The sequence below is a fragment of the Anaerocolumna aminovalerica genome (assembly GCF_900115365.1).
In the GTDB taxonomy this organism is placed as follows: domain Bacteria; phylum Bacillota; class Clostridia; order Lachnospirales; family Lachnospiraceae; genus Anaerocolumna; species Anaerocolumna aminovalerica.
In genome coordinates, this window is sequence record NZ_FOWD01000021.1 from 58724 (window position 1) to 78865 (window position 20142).

The window sequence follows — 20142 nt, forward strand, 5'->3', positions numbered from 1 at the left end:
GTTAAAAAGTTTCTTTTAGGTTCGTTGTAAATTTTTATGGTTCGTTCCTTGTTTGAAGTTGCAACCGGGAAGTAATATCACTTATAATGTAATTGATTTTCTTTTGTATTTATATTAAACTCAAATAGTGATTTCATATACATTACCCCTCCTATAGGGAGTACGCCCAGAAGTGGGACTTGAAAGGAGTGTAATAATTACAATGAATATTCGGGAAATAGCTAAAATAGCCGGTGTATCGCCAGCAGCTGTATCTCTTGTAATAAATAATAAAAAAGGTGTAGGGGAAGAAACACGCAAACATATCATATCCGTTTTGGAAGAGTATAACTATACCCTTCCAAGAAAGATAAATAAAGCTCCCAAACATATACTTTTTATAAAATATATTAAGAATGGTATGATTGTTGAAGAAAATACAGGATTTGTTTCTTCCATTATGGATTCCATAGAAAATGACTGCCGAAACCAGGGATATGATCTGAGTATTATAATATCAGAAAATAATTTGGAGAATACCCTTTCTCATATTAATTACAGCAATTATCAGGGCTTAATCTTTTTAGGAACAGAACTGGAATCCTGCACATACCCTCTACTAGAAAAAATACCTATACCCTTTCTGGTAATAGACAATGTAATGCCAAACTTTAATTGCAACTGTGTTGTTATAGCTAATAAGGAAATCGTTAATCAGGCGGTATCCTATCTGGCTTCACTTGGACATAAAGATATTGCCTATTTTCGAAGTGACATGAGTATCCAAAACTTCGTAGAACGTTCCGAATCGTTTTATCAAGCATGTAATAAATTAAATTTAAATTTTAACCCCGCCAACGAATTCTTATTGACACCAACTTTATTGGGGGCTTATAACAGCATGAAAGCCTATCTGGAAAAAGGTGCAAAACTTCCCAGCTGTGCATTTGCTGATAACGATACAATAGCTATTGGAGCAATAAAAGCCTTAAAAGAATATCGTTACAAAATACCAAAGGATATTTCTATTATCGGATTTGATGACATTCATTTTTCAGCCATTAATTCACCTTCCCTGACCACTATGAATGTACCTAAGAAATTAATAGGCAGTATAGCATTAAAACACTTACTTAATTCCATTGAAGACCCAACGGGCAATTCTATTAAAAGCCATATTGGTGCTACTTTAGTTGTTCGTCATAGCACTTGTGAGTATGGTTTTAATATAGAATAAAGAGTAGCGAACTCGCAAAATTAAATTATAAATATAATAAGCCTTTGGGATATAGCTGTAATTATAATTATATTAATCAATAATTGCAGCTATATCCTAAAGGCTAAATTTATTATTCAAACTAAATAGAGGGATTAAACGTCAGCCAACCACAGGAAAAATCTTTGAGATTCTTCCTGCGGTCAGAATGACAATTTTCAGGTACACATACTTTATCTTATTCAAAATACTATATAAGTATTTTCTTATTTATTCAACTGTAGAATTTTCAAATGCTTTCATAATAAGCATAGCTACAGCTGCTCCTGGATCTTCTAATGTTCTTGATGCTTCTCCCCTGGTAGCGGCTCTTCCGTGAACAGCAACCATATTGGTCGTATTCTTAAATCCTTTCTCTGCTGCTTCTCTGGCTTTCGTTGCCCCATCAGCCAGTGTATCTCCATTGTTCAAAGCTTCTTTTAGTGCTGTTACTGCCGGATCAAAACCATCCAGAAATGTCTTCTCCCCCACTTTAGCTTTTCCACGATTAGCTACACCTTCTAAATAAGCTTCAAATATATCCGCTATATCCGTATCTGTTAATTCCGTTCTGCCTTTTAATACTTTTCCTGCCTGCATCAAACCAGAAGCCATAAGTGTACCCATTGTGGACGGAACTGCAGTAGACATGGTTTTACCTGCATTGTACAGAAGTTTTCCAATATCCATTTCATCACTATCTGCTGCAGCTTTATAAGTTGCAGCAAAACCGTCGCTCATAGTAAGTCCTAAATCACTGTCTCCCACTACACTGTCAAGCTCAATGAGATAATCTCTGTTTTCATCCATAATATCCTGAATCTCTTTTAACAGTCTGACTATATATATTCTATTCATAGTTGTTCTCCATTCCGCCATTACCCGAATTGGGGCAATCGCATAATAATTTCAAATTAAATTGTTTTACAATTCACTTTGTGAAGAATTCCTTTATTTTTCACGCAAACTCCCGTTGCATGCTTCATCTGTCATGCAAGAAGTGACACTGCTACAAATCAGAGTGTGTATTCTGCATTTCAGTAATTCACACTAATTCCCACAGATGCTGCATCTGCTTACAGATGTGACACTGCCGCAAATCAGGGTGTGTTTTATACATTATTAATAATTCACACTTAGTTCTATAATTGTACAAAAAAAGGTGTTTGTGCCGGAGCATCCAGATAGCCTTTTAATTCTTCATCCAGTTTTAATAAGGAGATTGAAAAACCTGCCATTTCAAGAGAAGTAGCATATTCTCCAACATAATATCTGTAAACTTTTATTCCTTTATCCTTTAAGTATTGGTTAATTCTTCTTGTAACGATATACTGTTCATCTAAAGGTGTGGCACCAAGGCCATTTACAAGAACTGCAACTTCATTACCACTAACATAAGGAATGTCATTAATTATTTTTTCCAGCATTTCATCAACAATCTGATCAGCAGGCTCTATTTTTCCCCTTCTTATACCTGTCTCACCATGAATGCCCATACCGATTTCCATTTCATCCTCTTCAATGTTAAAACCGGGCTTTCCTACCCGAGGTACGATGCATGGTGTTAAGGCAACACCCATCGTTCTTACGTTGTCCGCTGCTTTTTCAGCTACACGTTTTACTTCCGCCAGATTAAGCATGGCATCGGCTGCACCACCGGCACATTTGTATACAAAAAATATGCCTGCAACACCTCTTCTGGTGTTCTTTTCTCCTTCTTTTGTAGGCCCTGCTGATGCAACATCTTCTCCGGCTACAACGCTTTCTACAGGAATGTCTTCTTCAAAGTCTGCCATCTCAGCAGCCATATCAAAGTTAAATATGTCTCCATTATAATTACCATATATGTATAATACACCTGCTCCAGAATCAATTGCCTTAGTAACCGCCAACATCTGTTCTGCGCTTGGAGACTGGAATACATCTCCTACTGAACAACCGTCTAACATTCCTTTTCCCACATAACCTAAGAACAAAGGCAGATGTCCTGAGCCGCCTCCTGTCGCTATGCCTACTTTGCCTTCTTTTTTATTGGCTGTTACCAAGCAACGAAGATCATCATTGGTGTAAGTGATTAAGTCCGGGTGGGCAATATATAAGCCCTCTAACATTTCATTTACGTAATTTTCAGGTTGATTAATTATTTTCTTCATAACTATGCCTCCTTACATATTAGTTGCTTTATAGTATAGTTGTTTACTAAACGCATGTCTATTTTGTTTATCTATTCTTGCTAAAAGCATAACATTATTATATATTCATGTCAATATTTTTATATATATTTTATACATTATTATTAGTAACAGATTTATATTTGTTCATTATCATCATTTCTAACAAAACAGACAGAAGATGATATGCAGATACACTAAACAACTTTGAGTTTTGTTTAGTAGCCTTGGTTATAAATTAAACAAAAATCAGATAAAATATAAATTTAAAAAGTTATTGAAGCTTTTACAAAACAAAAAAACTGCCATCTAAGCGAGTAAATTCAACGAATTTGAATTCAAACTTGAAAAATCTCACTTTAAAATGAGATTCTTCGCCTTATCAGCCTAGAATAACAGTTTTTCTACAATCTCTTATTATTTTTCTATTCATATTTATATATTAGTAAATCAGCAGACAAATTTGCCTACAGGTAAGTTTATCTGCTGACGTTACTTACTCAAAACCTCTTACCACTACGTGATATTTCAACCGGAGCCCTAACTCCTGCTGAAACAGGCAGTCCCTGCCCCTTACAGGAGCGGAGGATTTCCCTGTTCAGGTTAAATAGTTCCATCCCAAGTACTAACTTTAGTACTCTTCTTCTCTTCTTCATCAAACCATTTTGTTGTAACAGTTTTGCTTTCTGTATAGAATCTTACTCCATCTTTTCCAAGGCAATGTAGATCACCAAAGAAAGAATTCTTATGTCCTGAGAATGGGAATACACCTACCGGAACTGGTATGCCAACATTTACACCTACCATACCGCCATCGGTTCTGTTTACGAATTCTCTTGCAAAATATCCATTTTGAGTAAAGATTACAGAGCCATTTGCAAATGGATTGTTATTCATAATAGTAAGTCCTTCTTCAAAGTTCTTTACTCTCTTAATACAAAGTACCGGTCCAAAGATTTCCTGTGTTCCAATAGTCATTTCTTCTGTTACATGATCAAAAATGGTAGGTCCCAGGTAGAATCCCTTTTCATATCCCTCTACTGTAACATTTCTGCCATCCAGTATTAAAGTTGCACCTTCATCAATTCCTTTTTGTATCCACTTCAAGATACGTTCTTTGTGTTTATTATCCACTACAGGTCCTAATGTGGAAGTCTTATCATAAGCAGGACCAACTTTTAAGTTCTTAGCTAATTCAACCAGTTTGGAAACTAAGGCATCTGCGATTTCATCTTCCGCAACTACTACAGGAAGCGCCATACATCTTTCACCGGCGCATCCAAATGCAGAGTTTATGATACCGGCAGCAGTACGCTCAATGGCTGCATCATTCATGACTAACGCATGGTTCTTTGCTTCGCATAATGCTTGAACTCTCTTTCCATTAGAAGCTGCAACACCATAAATATGTTTGCCTACGTCAGTGGAGCCAACAAAGGATATCCCCTTAACATCCGGATGGGATAAGAATATTTCTGCTTCTTCTCTGCTGCAGGTTATTACATTTACAACACCATCAGGTACTCCTGCCTCTTTGTATAATTCAGCAATTCTTAAGGCAGTACGTGGAGTTGAACTGGAAGCCTTTAGTACAATACAGTTACCGGTTGCTACACATAACGGTGTCATCCAGCCAAATGGAATCATAGCAGGAAAGTTAAAGGGAGTTATTCCTGCAAATACACCAAGTGGTTCCCGGTTAAGGGTGGTGTCGTATCCATCGGAAGTATTCATTAAAGATTCACCCATCATCAGAGACGGAACGGAACAAGCAAGTTCTGTACCTTCTTGTGCCTTTAATACATCTCCCTCTGCCTCTGCCCAAACTTTACCGTGTTCCTGGGCTACCAATAAGGTCAGCTCTTCTCTATGCTTGATAAGCAAATCACGTACATTATACAAAGTTTGTACACGTTTTAAAACAGGTACCTTCGACCATGATTGATAAGCTTCTTTGGCAACGGAAATAACTTCTTCCACTTCCTCCTTTGTACAGCAAGGAACCTTTGCGGTTATTTCTCCAGTGCTGGGATTATAAACATCATAATACTTGTCTGTTTTTGATTCGCGGTACTGTCCGCCTACAAAATATTTGATTGTCTCCATGCTTTTTTCTCTCCTTTTTATTTATTTAAATAACTCTTTTAACTTTTTGTAATTTTTATACTTTATTCTTACATTTTACGCTTACCGTCAAAGTGGCTATTCTCATTGACTAGGGCAAGTTTTGCCTACAGGTAAGTTTATCCCTTATCATTACTCGCTCACAACTTATTGTCATTTCATAGCATTTCGTTAAGGACTTAAACTCCTGTCTAAGCAGGCAAGTCTTTCTCCCCCCTTAAAGAAGGGGGCGGCTTTTCTGATAAGATCAAGCTCTTGCAATCATATCGCCATACTTCTTTTTACTATCTGCAATAAATTCTTTTACCGATTTAATATCAGGCATATCTTCTGAGCATCCATGGCTGGCTACTAACAAAGCTGCTGATGCACTGCCTAATTCAAGACAATCAATAATATCAAGCCCTTCAAATAAACCGTATAAGAAAGCAGATGCATAACCATCCCCACCGCCAAAAGATTTAAGAAGTTTTACCGGAAATGGTTTGATGCTGTATTGGTTTCCATCATTGGTATAGGCGGTAGAGCCTTCTTTACCATGTTTTATCACTACAACCTTACAGCCTTGTGAATGAAAATATTTTGCAGTTTCTAAATCAGTCCTGCCTTTTTCTATTAATTGTTCTGTCAGATCAAACTCTTCTCTGGAACCCAATATTACATCACTTTCTTTTGCCACTACGGAATAGTATATAGCTATTTCATCATCATTTTTCCAATTGTATGGACGATAATCCACATCAAAAATAACCTTTACATTATTCTTTTTAGCTAAAGCCAATGCCTTTAACGCCGCTTCCCTGGAAGGACTTTGGGCCAATGCGGTTCCTGATATAAGAATTGCTTTTGTATTCATTATGTAGTCTTCATCTATATCCTTTACATCTAACTGCAAATCTGCAATAGAGTCCCGATACATTAAAATACTGCTTTCGGTTTCACTTAAAATTTCTGTAAAGGTAAGTCCCAGTTTCTCACCATTAGTACATCTGGTAATATGTGATGTATCAATGCCTTCCTTGTTAAAGTAATTTGTAACAAAATCTCCAAACTGGTCGTCAGAAACCTTTCCAATAAAACCAATCTTCTTTCCTAATCTAGCCATTCCCACAGCAATATTAGCCGGAGAACCTCCAAGATATTTTTTGAATGTAACACTTTCTGACAGAGGCTTATAATAGTCAATTGGATTAAAGTCAATTGCTACTCTTCCTAATAAAATCAAATCATATTTCTTAGTATTGTCAAACTCAATAATCCCCATAGTCCATTCACCCTTTCCTGATTCACTTTAATAAGTGATCTATTATGCCTTATTATCACTTTGGAATATCTTTATATGTTTACTGACATTTTCATAAGTGCCTTGCACCATAGCACTGCTCATTAAAAAATAATCTTTTTTTTCGCCCTTAGAATATTCTCTAACAGCATTCTCTACGGATAAGAAGGTAGCAGTTGCAACATTTAACTTTCTAACCCCACCGGCAATACAGTTTCTAAAATCCGTAACACTAATGCCGGTTCCTCCATGAAGGACTAATGGCACAGGAACTCTTTTTCTAGCTTGTTCCAGAATACTAAAGTTTAATTTTGGCTCCTGTTTATAAAGTCCATGGGCATTGCCAATAGAAAGTGCTATTGCATCCAGATTGGTGTTTTTATATAATTCTTCTACTTCGTCAGGATCAGAATATAACATTTCGTTGTCTACACTTCCGTCTTCGCTTCCTGCCAACTGGCCTACTTCTGCTTCTACACTTGCACCATATGGCTTTGCAATTTCTATCACCTTTTTAACAATTGAAATATTTTCTTCAATGGGTAACTGGGATGCGTCTATCATAACTGATGTGAATCCTAAATCTAATGCCTGTTTAACTACTTCAAGATCCAAACCATGATCCAAATGAACTGCCACCGGTACTGCTGCTGTTTTTGCTGCTGCAACCATTAACGGTCCAATCATAGATAATGGAGAATAAGGAAGGCGGACTTGTGCAATCTGTAAGATGATTGGTGACTTTAACTCTTCAGCGGCCTTAATTGCTCCCATTACCATTTCCATGTTAGCCACACTAAAAGCCCCAATACCATAATTGCCTTTTTGGGCCTCCTCTAAAAGTTGTGACATATTAACAAGCGGCATGTATTTCACCTCTTTCATTTATATTTTATCTTTACCAACACGTTTCAATAACTTAATATCAATATACTCATTTTATACCATAAACATAACCATAAGTCAAGCAATTTTAATCAATCAAGTATAAGTTTCTATCAATCCAAGAGACATAATGGTGGTATTTTATTATTATTTTTATTGTAAATGATGATAATGTTTTTTGTTTTAGTTCATTTTACAATTGCATTATTTTTTATAATTAGATATAATATTATTAATTTATTATTATATAAATAAGCTTCAAAATACCATATACACAGAGAGGAGTACTATAATGAGGTCCAAACGTATTGATGATATAAAAGAATATATCTATCAAAATAAAACCGTTACCCTTGATCAATTATGTGAAGAGTTTCAAGTTTCCAAAAACACCATTAGACGAGACATAGATGAATTAGTAGAAACAGAGAAAATCAAAAAAATTTATGGCGGAGTTACTGTAGATGGCTTTAAACCTATGGTTTCCTTTGATGAACGTAACATTAGTAACCTTCATCAAAAACAGGTAATAGCTAAAAAAGCAGCCGAATTAGCCAATGATAACGAAATTATTTTTATTGATTCCGGAACCACAACCGTGCATATGATTGAATATATTAAAGATTTAAAGAACTTAACAATACTTACTAATAATATCGAAGTAATAATGCGTTCCATTCCATATCCGAATATTAACATAATATCTTTATCCGGCACTTTAAATCGCAAAACCTTATCATTTACCGGTTCATCTGCAGCCAATGTGTTAAGTCAATATAATATCAGCAAATCTTTTGTTGCTGCCACCGGAATATCAATAATGGGCGGATGCACTAATTCTTCTCCAGCAGAAACCGAGATTAAACGAACTGCATTAATGAAAAGTCAGAAAAACTATTTATTAGTAGATCATACAAAATTCGATGTAATATCCTTAATGACATTTTCAAACTTTGATAACATCGACTCAATTATTACAGATTCCATGCCTCCTGCTTCTTTAAAGGAAACGTTAAGCAAGAGTAATTGCGGCATTATATTAGCAGACGATAAATAGTATCCAATCAACATATAGAAAGACTGTTGCAAATAAAAAACTGTCATTCTATGAGCGCAAGTTCAACTTCGTTGAACTCCACACTCGAAGAATCTCGTTTAAAAATGAGATTCTTCGCCTTACCGGCTCAGAATGACAGTTTTGTAAATCTCTTCTCCATTCAGGTTCAGAACTACAATCTTGCAATTCTATCTAACAATTTTACAATCCTGTTTTTTCTGATATGTATTTTCTTGCTTTTATTGCGTATTCCAAAGGGTTTGCAATTGCCGGATCTTGTTCCGCTTCAACTAGCATATAACCTTCGTATCCCGCATCTTCCAGTTCCTTAAAAATAGGCTCAAAGTCAATACAGCCATCTCCCGGTATTGTAAAGGTTCCAAGACGAACTCCTTGTAAAAAGCTTAAATGCTCTTCCTTTACCTTCTTAACTACATCCGGTCTGATATCTTTTAGATGTACATGTTTAATCCGATTCACGTATTTCTTAACCATTTTTAAAGGATCTACTCCACTATATGCAAAATGTCCTGTATCAAAAAGAAGACTTACATATTCCGGATCAGTACCATTCATAAAACGTTCCACTTCTTCTTCTGTTTGTATAACCGTTCCCATATGATGATGATAAGTTAAAGACAAGCCTCTCTCTTTTGCAACTTTACCCAGTTTGTTTAATCCTGTGCAAAGCATATCCCACTCTTCATCATTCATTATGTATTTTTCATCAAACACTGCTTTATCAAGTCCTTGTATACTATGGCCCTGTTCTGCAACACCAATAACCTTAGCCCCCATAGCCTTTAAAAAATCTAATTGTTTAATAAATTCTTTTTCCGTCTCTTCATAGGGTTTTGTTATTAAAAAGGAAGAAAACCAGCAGTTACATATTTGAATTCCTCTTAAATCCAAAGCTTTTTTCAAGGTATCAACATCTTTAGGATATTTATTTCCGATTTCCGAACCGGTAAAACCAGCCAATGCCATTTCACTGACACATTGCTCAAATGTATTTTCTTTTCCCAGATCCGGCATGTCGTCATTGGTCCATGCAATTGGTGCAATTCCCAACTTTACTTTATTTTTATCTAACATATTTACCCTCAACACTCTTTCTTCGTTTATTTTTAACCTTCCAAACATGATGTGCTTTGTAACAGCTTCTCTTTCTTGCTAATTAGAATTTAATTTCTGAAATTTTAACCGGGCGATTTTCATCCAGTGATTTCTTTGCTGCAATTGCAATTAAAATCGGTTGTAACCCTTCTTCAACATCTACAGGTACTTTTGTATTATTTTCAATTGCTTTTGTAAATTCAGCCACTTCTTTAGTAAATGATGCCATATAACGTTCCAGGAAGAAGTACAGCGGCTTATCACTAATAACTCCATCTGCTGTACTAAGCACCGCGGTTGAAGGCGTGTCATTTGCCACATTAATCTGGCCTTTGGAACCAAATACCTCAGCTCTTTGATCATATCCATAAACCGCTTGTCTGGAATTATCAATTACGCCAATTGATCCATTTTCCATTTTTAATGTAATTACAGCAGTGTCAATATCTCCAACTTTTGCAATATCCGGATTAACCAGTGCTGCTCCTGCTGCATAAACTTCTTTTACCTTACATCCTGACAAGAAGCATACCATATCAAAATCATGAATAGTCATATCAAGGAACATTCCACCTGAACTTTTTACATAATCTATAGAAGGAGCTTCCGGGTCACGTGCTGTTACTCTAATCAGGTGAACATCACCAATTTTTCCAGCTTCAACTGCATCTCTTATAGCCTGGAAGTTATGATCAAATCTTCTGTTGAATCCTACTTGAAATTTAACATCTGATTTCTTTAATTCTTCCATTACTGCTTTAATCTTGCCTAAATCTTGCGAAATAGGTTTTTCACAAAATACATGTTTATGGGCTCTAATAGCCTCAATTGCAATATCTGCATGAGTATCAGTAGAAGAACAGATCATAACAGCATCAATATTAGGATCATCCAAAATATTATGGTAATCTGAATAGCAGGTCTTAACCCCATATTCTGCTGCCCATTTCTTTATATCATCATTCATAAAAGGATCTGCAATTGCAACTACCGTTGCATTTTTAACTCCAGTGGTAACTCCCTCCATATGTACTCTGCCGATTCTGCCTGCCCCTATAATTCCTATTTTAATCACGTTAACCATTCCTTTCTTATTTGTATTATTGTATTATTGTCTTATATACCTAACCCTTGCCGTATGACCTCAATAGACATCTTTACTCCAGTCAGAGCATCCATTGTCAGGTCTTCCATTTCAAGGGAAACTACATCATTATAACCAATCATTCTGGCAACAGAGAAAAATTCTTTCCACCATTGTCCGCTGTGTCCACATCCTACTGCTACGTAATTCCATGAACGATTGGAGTATTCTTCAATTGGCTTTGTATCAAGGACACCATTGGGTCCTAACAACCTTCTCTCTAACCTGGAATCTTTTGCATGGATATGGTAAAGGGCATCTCCCAATTCTCTTAAAGCCTCTATGGGATCCCCACCCATCCAAAACAAATGGCTGGGATCCAAATTCATACCTATCATGGGTCCAACTTCTTTTCTAAGCTTTAAAAGGGTCTCCGGATTATACACCAACTGCCACCCATGGTTTTCCAGAGCGATTTTTTCAATTCCAAAATCCTTCGCCTGTTCTACTAACTTAATCCACTTAGGAATTGCTACCTCTTCCCACTGATACTTTAAAATATCCTGTGTCATAGGCGGCCAGCTGGTTGTAATCCAAACAGGGGTTATATCATTTTTACAACCGGAAGGCAATCCACTCATCATAACTACTTTTTTTATTCCAAGTTGTTCTGAAAGTTGAAATGTTTTTAATGTTACTTCCATATCTTTTTCATAAGCTAAAGGATTACCAGAACAATTTAATGCTACTATTTCCATGTTTCTTGAAGAAAAACTTTCTTGAAGCCTCTTTCTTGATTCTGAATCAGAAACCAATTCATCCAGGTTTATATGAGGTGCTTCAGACCAATTACCAGTTGTTAATTCAATCGCATCTACTCCTAAAGCATGAACTGTATCAAGCATATGGTCTAATTTTAGGTGTCCCAGGCTATCAGGAATATAACTCAATCTCATATTAGTCTCCATTCTGCTGAAACACCGGTTATTGGGCTCAGCACATATTTGCATAGCTAATTGTTTAAAATTCCTCATTGAATTTATTTACCAGCTAGTCTTCTTGCTTTTTCTTCCATTCTATTACGTGTCACATCAATAAAGACAGCCGCTATGATAACTATTCCGATAACCATGTATTGCACATCACTTGCAGCTTTAAGTAATGTTAATCCATTTCGGATGATGGAAATTATTAAAGCTCCGATCAGGGTTCCCCATATAGTACCTTTGCCCCCGCTAAAGGATGCACCACCAATGATACATGCTGCAATTGCATCTGTATCATACGGAGAAATTGCTGAAGATGGATTAGCAACACCGGAACGTCCTACAATAACTATTCCTGCAATTGCACAAACAAATCCGGAAAGGGAGTATACAAAAATCAAAACATTATCTGTATTAATTCCAGAAAGACGAGTTGCTTCCAAGTTACCTCCAGCACAGTATATCGCTCTTCCAAGAGCAGTTTTGTTCAGCAATACATGAAATCCAACAAATAATATTAGCATAGCTATAAAAGCAATAGGAATTCCCGAAAAGCTACCCCTCTTAAAAAGGTTGGCAGAACCAAGCCAGGTAATTGAACCAGGGAAGCCGCTTATTGTCTTAGTAGATACTACGAATAGAGCTAAACCACAAAGTACATTTTTCATACCTAATGTAGAAACAAAAGGATGAGGCAAATGAAACTTTGTAAGAAGCAAACCATTTATACAACCGATCAGTACACCTGTAAGTAATGCAGCTCCTATTAATATCACCGGATTAGTGATTCCAAACTTATCCAACAACATACCCATTATACTGGCACATAGAACTGCATTTGCTCCAACTGATAAATCAATACCGGCAGTTATTAATACTACAAGCATACCGGAGGCAATTGTGCCATTTACAGCAGTTTGTCTCAGAATATTCATTATATTATTAATTGTTAAGAAATTTGGACTAGAAAAAGATAATATAATTGATAATACTATCAACGCCAACAATGGGCCTAACTTTCCAAGAATCTTTTTAATATTTATTATGCTTTCCATTATATTCTTCCTCCCCAAGCAGCCTTCATAATATTTTCCTGAGTAAATCCTTCATTATGTCTGTCTATTTCACCCATAATTTTACCACCACGCATTACAATAACTCTATCACTCATGCCTAAAATTTCCGGCAGCTCAGAAGAAACCATAATTACGCATTTACCTTTTGCTACCAAGTCATTCATAATGTTATAAACTTCTACCTTAGCACCAACATCAATTCCTCTTGTCGGTTCATCAAAGAGATAAATATCGGCATCCGTATTCAGCCATTTGCCAATAACTACCTTTTGCTGATTACCACCAGATAATTGACTTGTTATTGCAGTTAGACCTGGGGTTTTGATTTTTAAATCATCTACGGCTTGATCTCCATTGTTTTTTATTTTTTCTTTGTTCAGCCAAAGGCCTTTTGTAAATTTTGATAAATTGGCAAGTATAAGGTTCGTATCAATTCCTTGTGACAATACCAGACCCTGACCTTTTCTATCCTCAGTCAATAATGCAATTCTATTTTTCACCGCATCCTTTGGAGATTTTATAGTTACCCTTTTACCTTTTATATAAATATGTCCTCCATCCACCGGAAAAGCTCCAAAGATTGCTTGAAAAGTTTCTGTACGGCCTGCGCCTACTAAACCTGCAATCCCCAATATTTCACCGTGATATGCCGTAAAACTGATATTATGTAAAACACCTGTTGAATTTAAATTTTCAATTCTTAGTGCTTCTTTTCCTCGTTTTCCTTCTATCTTGGGATATTGATTGTTTAGAGTACGTCCAACCATGGCAGTAATTAGTTTGTCATTATCCATGTCTTCAATGGCATCTGTAGTTATATGCTCACCGTCACGCATAACTGTAACTCTATCACATAATTCAAACAATTCTTCTAATTTATGAGACACAAATAAAATAGAAACCCCACGTTCTTTTAAACTACGAACCGTTTTCATTAATTGTTTAACCTCTTTTTCACCAAGGCTTGAAGTAGGTTCATCCATAATAATTAGTTTCGCATCAATAAGTACTGCTTTTGCAATTTCAACCATTTGCAAAATTCCCATACCAAAGTTAGCACAAGGCTTGGTTACATCTACATCTTGACCTAAGGAAAGCATAACCTCATGTGCCTTTTTATGCATGGCCTTATAATCAAGAAATTTACTATTCTTTTTATGTATATATTTATTAATAAAAATATTATCTGTAATGGAGAGTTCTTTGACTATATTTAATTCTTGATAAACACAGGCAATTCCCGCATTTTTTGCATCACTGGGAGTCTTTATATCCTGTTTTACTCCATTAATAAACATTTCTCCTTCATCGGCTGAATGAACACCTGTTAAAATCTTGATCAGTGTGGATTTTCCTGCTCCATTCTCGCCAATCAGTCCTAAGATTTCTCCCGGTTTTATCTGCAAAGACATATCTCGAAGCGCAACCACGCCCGGAAATCGCTTTGTAACATTTTTTAATTCTACTACATAATTCCCCATAGTTTTATCACCTTTTCTCTAATTCTCACGTTATCATTTAGCAGTAGAATGCAGGTTGCGGTTCTAGTATTATAGGTTCAATCGTCTTTAATTTTCTCGCTTTTATTAACGTATCTGCCGTTACGGCAGCAACATATCCATCCCATGCATTTGGTCCCACCGGACCTGATTCCTTTATGCTGTTAATCCACTGTTGAAATTCCACATCATAAGCTTCTACAAATCTTTGTGACCAATCTGCTAATATTTCATGAGAACCCATACCAGATTTCTTTTTTAATATGCTAATTGGATCAGGCAAGCGAATTACTCCTTTTTCGCCTACAACTTCACATTGAATATCGTATCCATAATGAGAATTCATATTAACTTCAGCATCAATTCTTACACCACTTTTTGTCTTCAATAACATAATTTGCGGATCTTTCAAACCATCCAGTGCGTTTTGATTTTGCTTTGCCATTAATACTTGTCCCGATTCATAATCTTCCCCAAGCAGCCATCTTAAAATATCTATTTCATGTATACCCGAGTTTTTAATGGTCATATCGGTTGTATGCTGTGGGCCAGGAACACGGTTTCTATGACAACAATGTATCATTAACGGTTCTCCGATTTCTCCGCTTTCAATGATTTCTTTTAACTTTCTATATCCTTTATCGTAACGACGCATAAATCCTACTTGAACTAATTTCTTACCACCCGCCGCCTCAGCTTTAACAATTTCCATACACTCTTCTGCTGAGGTTCCTAATGGTTTCTCGCATAATACATGCTTTTTTGCTTTGATACATTCTAATACAAACTCTGCATGGGTGGGATCCCAAGATGCTATTACAACTGCATCTACATCCGGCGACCAGATTACCTCATAACCAGTTTCATAAAAAGTCACATTATATTTTTTAGATACTCGCATTGCATTTTCTTTATTAATATCGGATAGTGCTACTACTCTGGCTCCTGTAATAGTATCTGTCAAACGTCTTATATGATCCTCTCCGATTGCACCAGTTCCAATAACTCCAATTCTTAACTCCATCTTTCACCTTCCCTAGAACATTTACTCCTACACTACCTGTAGGAGTAAATGCTGCTATATAAAGAACCGATCAGTTGTCCTTCTTTATTCAAGTTTTGATTTTAATTCTGCCAGGTATGTTTCTGCATTCTCAGATGTTATAACAATAGCACCGGTATCTATGTATTTCATAACATCTTCTCCTTTTGCTGCAGCTACTGCTTTTTCTACTGCTGAGTATCCCATATCAAAAGGTGATTGAGCAACAGTTGCAGTAAATTTACCATCCACAACATTTTGTACACCTGCTTGAATACCATCAAATCCAACTATTATTACGTCATTTAAGCCGGCCTGTTCAACAGATCTTGATGCACCTGTCGCTATTTCATCATTATTACATAAAACAATATCCACATCATTATCTAAGCTTGTTAGTAAGTTTTCCATAATACTTGCTGCTTTATCTGCAAGTCCTTCTGCATATTGAACTGCTGCCAGCTCTACGCCATTAGCCTCAAGTGCTTCCCTATATCCTCTTTCACGTTCATCACTTGATGTATTGCCTTGAACGCCTCCAATGATAACCGCTTTTGAACCTTTGCCAGCTTTTTTAGCTGCATAGTCCCCACCAAGATATGCTGCTTCATAGTTACCAGTACCAATATATGATACCTTGTTTTCATAAGGAGCATCCGTATCTACAAATAGAACCGGTACGTTGGTATCTCCAATTACAGAAACAACAGATTCCGGTTGCAATGGTGAGATTACAAAAGCATCAAGATCCGGAGAAGATAGCATAGTCTCAATCATATTATTTTGTTCATCATAAGCTGTTTCAGAAGCCGGACCTTGTAAATCAACAGTTACTCCCAGGTCTTCCCCCGCTTGCTTAACGCCAGCAGCAACATAACTCCAATACTCACTGGATAGAGTTTTTAAAATTACGCCGACTCTAATGTTTGAATCTTCTGCTTTTTCTGGAGTTTCTCCAGAATTTGTTGTCTCTTTTGACTCTTCCGGTTTCGATGTAGTTTTGTCTTTTGAGCCGCCACATGCTGTCAAACCAACAATCATAACTACTGTTGTTAATAAAGCTAAAATTTTTTTCATAGTAAATCTCCCTTCACAATACATTGTTTTTGTTTTTCGCTTTTAAAGCAATTTTCACAAGTAATTGAATACATCTTCATCTATGTATAATTAATTGCTTCCATAATAAATACAATACCTTCTGTGAAAAAGTATTACTAAATATCCACAGCCATGAATGTGCTATATCTAACATTCAAAACAACCCATCAAATCACAGTTTTTTATTTACTTCTTTGCAATATGTTGGTTATATTTTAGTTTAATATTATCAACTCTTTGTTATATATTACAATCGCTTTATAGTTTTGTCAATATATATTTATGATTTTTATTCAATTTTTTGTAGCATTTCTTTCAAAACATCATACAAATGACCATATTTTCTTATTTATCCAGTTACTTTCTGTGTTATTTTTATATCTTTTTATTAAATTGTATTGGGATTTCGTTTATTTTCTCTAATTCTGATTAGCCACAATAATCTTTGTTATATTTTGATATTCTTTTTGAACATTATAAGTGATTCCAATTTTAAAAAAACATTATGAAGGCGAATGTGAAATTCTTTTTCATAATGTTTTTATTTTAGAATCCTTATAATTTTTACCGATAAGTAATAGGCGTATCCACCATCCATAAATGATCCGGATCATCAACCCGATCTGTCCATGGATTACCGTCCAGATGGCGAATCATCCAAACAACATACATAGGATAACCAGGAGCAGTTACCTGGGGATGTGTTTTTCCCGGAGTCAATGCACTAAAGCTTCCATCTTTAATTTTAAATACATCATCTCCGATAAAGCAGGCACCAAAGCCTTGAGGTTTATCAAAACGATAATAATATACTTCAGGCTGGGGATGATGATGTGGTATATATCCGGACCATCCACCTTGAAAACCCACGATTTCACCCAATACCATATTGGAGTATGGTGCATTATTATAATCAAAAGCAGTTCTTACAATCCGTCTTGCAGTTCCTTCGCACAAGTCCTTTCCTGCCAATGCTTCAATACAATCTTCAGGAGTATAGAATACAGGCGCAAATTCTCTTTCATTTGTGGTAGATTGCACCAAGATTTCTGTATCTGCAAAAGCAGTTATTGTAACCTTAGTGTCTTTGCACACATGAAGACACCATATACCTTCTTTTAAGAAATTACCTCTTTTTACATTTCTGCTTTCCTTTTCCCACTGATATTTAACATCACCGGTTACAAGAAGCACTGCCTGTTCTTCATTCACTGAGTAAAATTCCCGAACATCACCATTCTTCATTTTATAAACTGTAATATTCATTAGCATATCTTTATAAAGCCCTTCCATTTCGGTAAGAACTTTGATGCCATTTTCATCAAATTCAGGATAACCAAATTTGTTATTCATCATTTTATCATTCCTTTCGCCTCCCTCAAGGCACAAACAAATCATTTTTCGCTATTCCAACATAATGCGGCTTTGCCACATGTTAAATAACAGACGAAGAAGTTCAACGTGAGAATTCCAATGGACTCTCATGCCAGAGTTCTTCCAAATGGAAGACATGGTCTTCCATTGTGAAGATGCTTTTCACAATTAATACCTTCTTGCATTTTTTAGATTATTTTCTTTATCTTGATAAGCAACCTGTACGGATTCTTTTTTAGATGTGCTGGCTATTCCTACATGCCACCATGAATCATAGCCTTCTGTCATAGTTTTGGGCAGAACTTTAATGTCAATTAAAGTTGATACTTTTTGTTTCTTTGCATCTTCTAAGGCATCTCTTAACTCTTCTAATGTTCTGGCTTTATAAGTCTTAAGTCCATACCCTGCAGCATTCATAGCGTAGTCAATTGTAATTAATCCTCCATCATGGGATGGACTGTCTTCATTGTCACGATATCTAAACTCTGTTGCAAGATTACCAACTCCATTTGACATTTCCAGGTTATTAATACAACCAAAACCACTATTATCAAACAAAAGAATATTAATTTTCTTACGTTCTTGTATTGAAGTAACCGCCTCGCTATGGAGCATTAAATAACTTCCATCACCACACATGGCATATACTTCTCTATTTGGTTCAGCAATTTTCGCTCCTAATGCGGCAGCAATTTCATATCCCATACAGGAATATCCATATTCCATATGGTAACTGTCTTTTACATCTGTTGTCCACATTCTCTGTAAATCCCCGGGTAAGCTGCCAGATGCACCGGTAATAATTGCATCTTTTTCTATCACCTCACGAATTAAACTGATTGCTGCTACTTGTGTCAGCTTACTGCCTGTTAATTCATTAAATTCCTTAATACTATCAGGGTTTCCTGCCTTTATAAGAGGTCTGAATTCATCATCATATGTATAGGAAGCAAAGAAATTCATTTCTTTTTTCCACGCCTCTTTTGCTTCTTGTATCTGGGTTGTATAAGCAGAGTGATAACCTTTTTCTTTTAAAACAGTGCTGATTGCTTCTAATCCAGCTTTTGCATCACCAACAGCCTTTACACTATCAAACTTATAAGCATGAAACTTAGATACATTCAAAGTAATAAACCTTACATTTGGATTCTTAAACTGAGATTTGGAACCAGTTGTAAAGTCAGTCATTCTAGAGCCTATAACAATTACTAAGTCGGCTTTTTGGGCTATGGTATTAGCAGCAAGATTACCCGTTACCCCTATTCCTCCTAAATTATATGGAGAATTAGAGCTGCAGGCACTTTTTCCCGCCTGTGTTTCAGCGAAAGGTATATTAAAGTCTTCACAAAACTTTTCCAATGTCGTTCCGGCACAAGAATATTTTACTCCCCCACCACAAATAATCATTGGAAATTTGCTTTGTAATATCAGGCTTATAACGTCATCTATTTCTTCTCTCGCAGGGATTTGTCTTGTTATTCTATGTACTCTTTTCTGGAAGAACTGTTCCGGAAAATCAAAACTTTCTCCTTGAACATCCTGTGGTATTGCAACACAAACAGCACCTGATTGTTCTGGATCGGTTAGTACACGCATTGCATTAATTAACGCTGTCATTAACTGCTCCGGCCTTGCAATCCTATCCCAATATTTACAAACAGGTTTAAAGGCATCGTTTGTTGTTATGGAAAGATCGTTACTTTGTTCAATTTGTTGCAATACCGGATCTGGCTGTCTTGTTGAAAATGTATCACTTGGTAATAATAATAAAGGAATATTATTGACGGTAGCTACAGCTGCTGCCGTTACCATATTGGCTGCCCCCGGGCCAATAGACGATGAGCATGCTATGATTCTTTTTCTATTATTCTGCTTCGCATAAGCAGTAGCCACATGAGCCATGCCCTGTTCATTTCTTCCCTGATATACTTTCAAAGAACCAGGATTTTCATCCAATGCCTGACCTAGACCTAACACCATTCCATGTCCGAATATAGTGAATATTCCTGATACAAATTTGATTTCTTCTCCATCCATATTGACATATTGATTGTCCAAGAACTTCACTAGTGCTTGTGCTGTGGTCATTCTCACTGTTTTAACCATATTATCCT

16 protein-coding genes are annotated in these 20142 nt (G+C 36.1%); 2 read left to right on the top strand and 14 right to left on the bottom strand.

What is annotated here, in order from left to right:
- The first annotated feature begins 202 nt into the window (after positions 1-202).
- Positions 203-1216, top strand: coding sequence for a LacI family DNA-binding transcriptional regulator (locus tag BM183_RS12495; RefSeq protein ID WP_091687213.1), 1014 nt, complete (start codon positions 203-205; stop codon positions 1214-1216).
- A gap of 249 nt (positions 1217-1465) precedes the next feature.
- On the opposite strand, the gene dhaL is transcribed toward BM183_RS12495, so the two are convergent.
- From dhaL to BM183_RS12520, 5 genes are all read right to left on the bottom strand, one after another.
- Positions 1466-2092, bottom strand: a complete 627-nt coding sequence (gene dhaL, locus BM183_RS12500) for a dihydroxyacetone kinase subunit DhaL (RefSeq protein WP_091687214.1) — start codon at positions 2090-2092, stop codon at positions 1466-1468.
- A 284-nt stretch (positions 2093-2376) separates the two neighbouring features.
- Entirely contained in the window at positions 2377-3387 is a 1011-nt protein-coding gene (locus BM183_RS12505) for a dihydroxyacetone kinase subunit DhaK (protein ID WP_091687215.1), read from the bottom strand.
- 621 nt (positions 3388-4008) lie between these two features.
- On the bottom strand, positions 4009-5511 hold the full coding sequence (locus BM183_RS12510; protein WP_091687216.1) for a CoA-acylating methylmalonate-semialdehyde dehydrogenase: 1503 nt from the start codon (positions 5509-5511) through the stop codon (positions 4009-4011).
- A gap of 265 nt (positions 5512-5776) precedes the next feature.
- The gene (iolC, locus tag BM183_RS12515; protein ID WP_091687217.1) at positions 5777-6793 is read right to left on the bottom strand and encodes a 5-dehydro-2-deoxygluconokinase; all 1017 of its coding nucleotides are present in this window, start codon (positions 6791-6793) and stop codon (positions 5777-5779) included.
- 42 nt (positions 6794-6835) lie between these two features.
- The gene (locus BM183_RS12520; protein WP_091687218.1) at positions 6836-7678 is read right to left on the bottom strand and encodes a class II fructose-bisphosphate aldolase; all 843 of its coding nucleotides are present in this window, start codon (positions 7676-7678) and stop codon (positions 6836-6838) included.
- A 310-nt stretch (positions 7679-7988) separates the two neighbouring features.
- Between BM183_RS12520 and BM183_RS12525 the strand changes: the two genes are divergently transcribed.
- Positions 7989-8753, top strand: a complete 765-nt coding sequence (locus tag BM183_RS12525) for a DeoR/GlpR family DNA-binding transcription regulator (protein ID WP_091687219.1) — start codon at positions 7989-7991, stop codon at positions 8751-8753.
- Between the two features lie 201 nt (positions 8754-8954).
- Here BM183_RS12525 and iolE read toward each other — a convergent pair whose 3' ends face one another.
- The 9 genes from iolE to iolD form a co-directional block, all read right to left on the bottom strand.
- A complete protein-coding gene (iolE, locus tag BM183_RS12530) occupies positions 8955-9848 on the bottom strand; it encodes a myo-inosose-2 dehydratase (protein ID WP_091687220.1) in 894 nt (297 codons plus the stop codon).
- An 82-nt stretch (positions 9849-9930) separates the two neighbouring features.
- Complete coding sequence (gene iolG / locus BM183_RS12535; RefSeq protein WP_091687221.1) at positions 9931-10944, bottom strand: inositol 2-dehydrogenase; 1014 nt, start codon at positions 10942-10944, stop codon at positions 9931-9933.
- A 41-nt stretch (positions 10945-10985) separates the two neighbouring features.
- Positions 10986-11909 (bottom strand): sugar phosphate isomerase/epimerase family protein, encoded by a 924-nt coding sequence (locus tag BM183_RS12540; protein ID WP_091687222.1) that lies wholly within the window; start codon positions 11907-11909, stop codon positions 10986-10988.
- Positions 11910-11992: 83 nt separating this feature from the next.
- Complete coding sequence (locus BM183_RS12545) at positions 11993-12994, bottom strand: ABC transporter permease (RefSeq protein ID WP_091687223.1); 1002 nt, start codon at positions 12992-12994, stop codon at positions 11993-11995.
- Positions 12994-14496 (bottom strand): sugar ABC transporter ATP-binding protein, encoded by a 1503-nt coding sequence (locus tag BM183_RS12550; RefSeq protein ID WP_091687224.1) that lies wholly within the window; start codon positions 14494-14496, stop codon positions 12994-12996. The genes BM183_RS12545 and BM183_RS12550 overlap by 1 nt, the downstream gene beginning before the upstream one ends.
- Positions 14497-14533: 37 nt before the next feature.
- Positions 14534-15538: a Gfo/Idh/MocA family protein gene (locus tag BM183_RS12555; RefSeq protein WP_091687225.1), complete on the bottom strand. Its 1005-nt coding sequence runs from the start codon at positions 15536-15538 to the stop codon at positions 14534-14536.
- Between the two features lie 84 nt (positions 15539-15622).
- On the bottom strand, positions 15623-16633 hold the full coding sequence (locus BM183_RS12560; protein WP_170847997.1) for a sugar ABC transporter substrate-binding protein: 1011 nt from the start codon (positions 16631-16633) through the stop codon (positions 15623-15625).
- Positions 16634-17218: 585 nt separating this feature from the next.
- Positions 17219-18010: a 5-deoxy-glucuronate isomerase gene (locus BM183_RS12565; RefSeq protein ID WP_330392421.1), complete on the bottom strand. Its 792-nt coding sequence runs from the start codon at positions 18008-18010 to the stop codon at positions 17219-17221.
- Between the two features lie 186 nt (positions 18011-18196).
- Entirely contained in the window at positions 18197-20134 is a 1938-nt protein-coding gene (gene iolD, locus BM183_RS12570; RefSeq protein WP_091687227.1) for a 3D-(3,5/4)-trihydroxycyclohexane-1,2-dione acylhydrolase (decyclizing), read from the bottom strand.
- Positions 20135-20142 lie beyond the last annotated feature (8 nt).

Excerpts from the sequence above, each read along its gene's own strand:
- BM183_RS12495 (WP_091687213.1), top strand. The coding sequence starts at position 203 with ATGAATATTCGGGAAATAGCTAAAATAGCCGGTGTATCGCCAGCAGCT.
- dhaL (WP_091687214.1), bottom strand. The coding sequence starts at position 2,092 with ATGAATAGAATATATATAGTCAGACTGTTAAAAGAGATTCAGGATATT.
- BM183_RS12505 (WP_091687215.1), bottom strand. The coding sequence starts at position 3,387 with ATGAAGAAAATAATTAATCAACCTGAAAATTACGTAAATGAAATGTTA.
- BM183_RS12510 (WP_091687216.1), bottom strand. The coding sequence starts at position 5,511 with ATGGAGACAATCAAATATTTTGTAGGCGGACAGTACCGCGAATCAAAA.
- iolC (WP_091687217.1), bottom strand. The coding sequence starts at position 6,793 with ATGGGGATTATTGAGTTTGACAATACTAAGAAATATGATTTGATTTTA.
- BM183_RS12520 (WP_091687218.1), bottom strand. The coding sequence starts at position 7,678 with ATGCCGCTTGTTAATATGTCACAACTTTTAGAGGAGGCCCAAAAAGGC.
- BM183_RS12525 (WP_091687219.1), top strand. The coding sequence starts at position 7,989 with ATGAGGTCCAAACGTATTGATGATATAAAAGAATATATCTATCAAAAT.
- iolE (WP_091687220.1), bottom strand. The coding sequence starts at position 9,848 with ATGTTAGATAAAAATAAAGTAAAGTTGGGAATTGCACCAATTGCATGG.
- BM183_RS12540 (WP_091687222.1), bottom strand. The coding sequence starts at position 11,909 with ATGAGATTGAGTTATATTCCTGATAGCCTGGGACACCTAAAATTAGAC.
- BM183_RS12545 (WP_091687223.1), bottom strand. The coding sequence starts at position 12,994 with ATGGAAAGCATAATAAATATTAAAAAGATTCTTGGAAAGTTAGGCCCA.
- BM183_RS12550 (WP_091687224.1), bottom strand. The coding sequence starts at position 14,496 with ATGGGGAATTATGTAGTAGAATTAAAAAATGTTACAAAGCGATTTCCG.
- BM183_RS12555 (WP_091687225.1), bottom strand. The coding sequence starts at position 15,538 with ATGGAGTTAAGAATTGGAGTTATTGGAACTGGTGCAATCGGAGAGGAT.
- BM183_RS12560 (WP_170847997.1), bottom strand. The coding sequence starts at position 16,633 with ATGAAAAAAATTTTAGCTTTATTAACAACAGTAGTTATGATTGTTGGT.
- BM183_RS12565 (WP_330392421.1), bottom strand. The coding sequence starts at position 18,010 with ATGATGAATAACAAATTTGGTTATCCTGAATTTGATGAAAATGGCATC.
- iolD (WP_091687227.1), bottom strand. The coding sequence starts at position 20,134 with ATGGTTAAAACAGTGAGAATGACCACAGCACAAGCACTAGTGAAGTTC.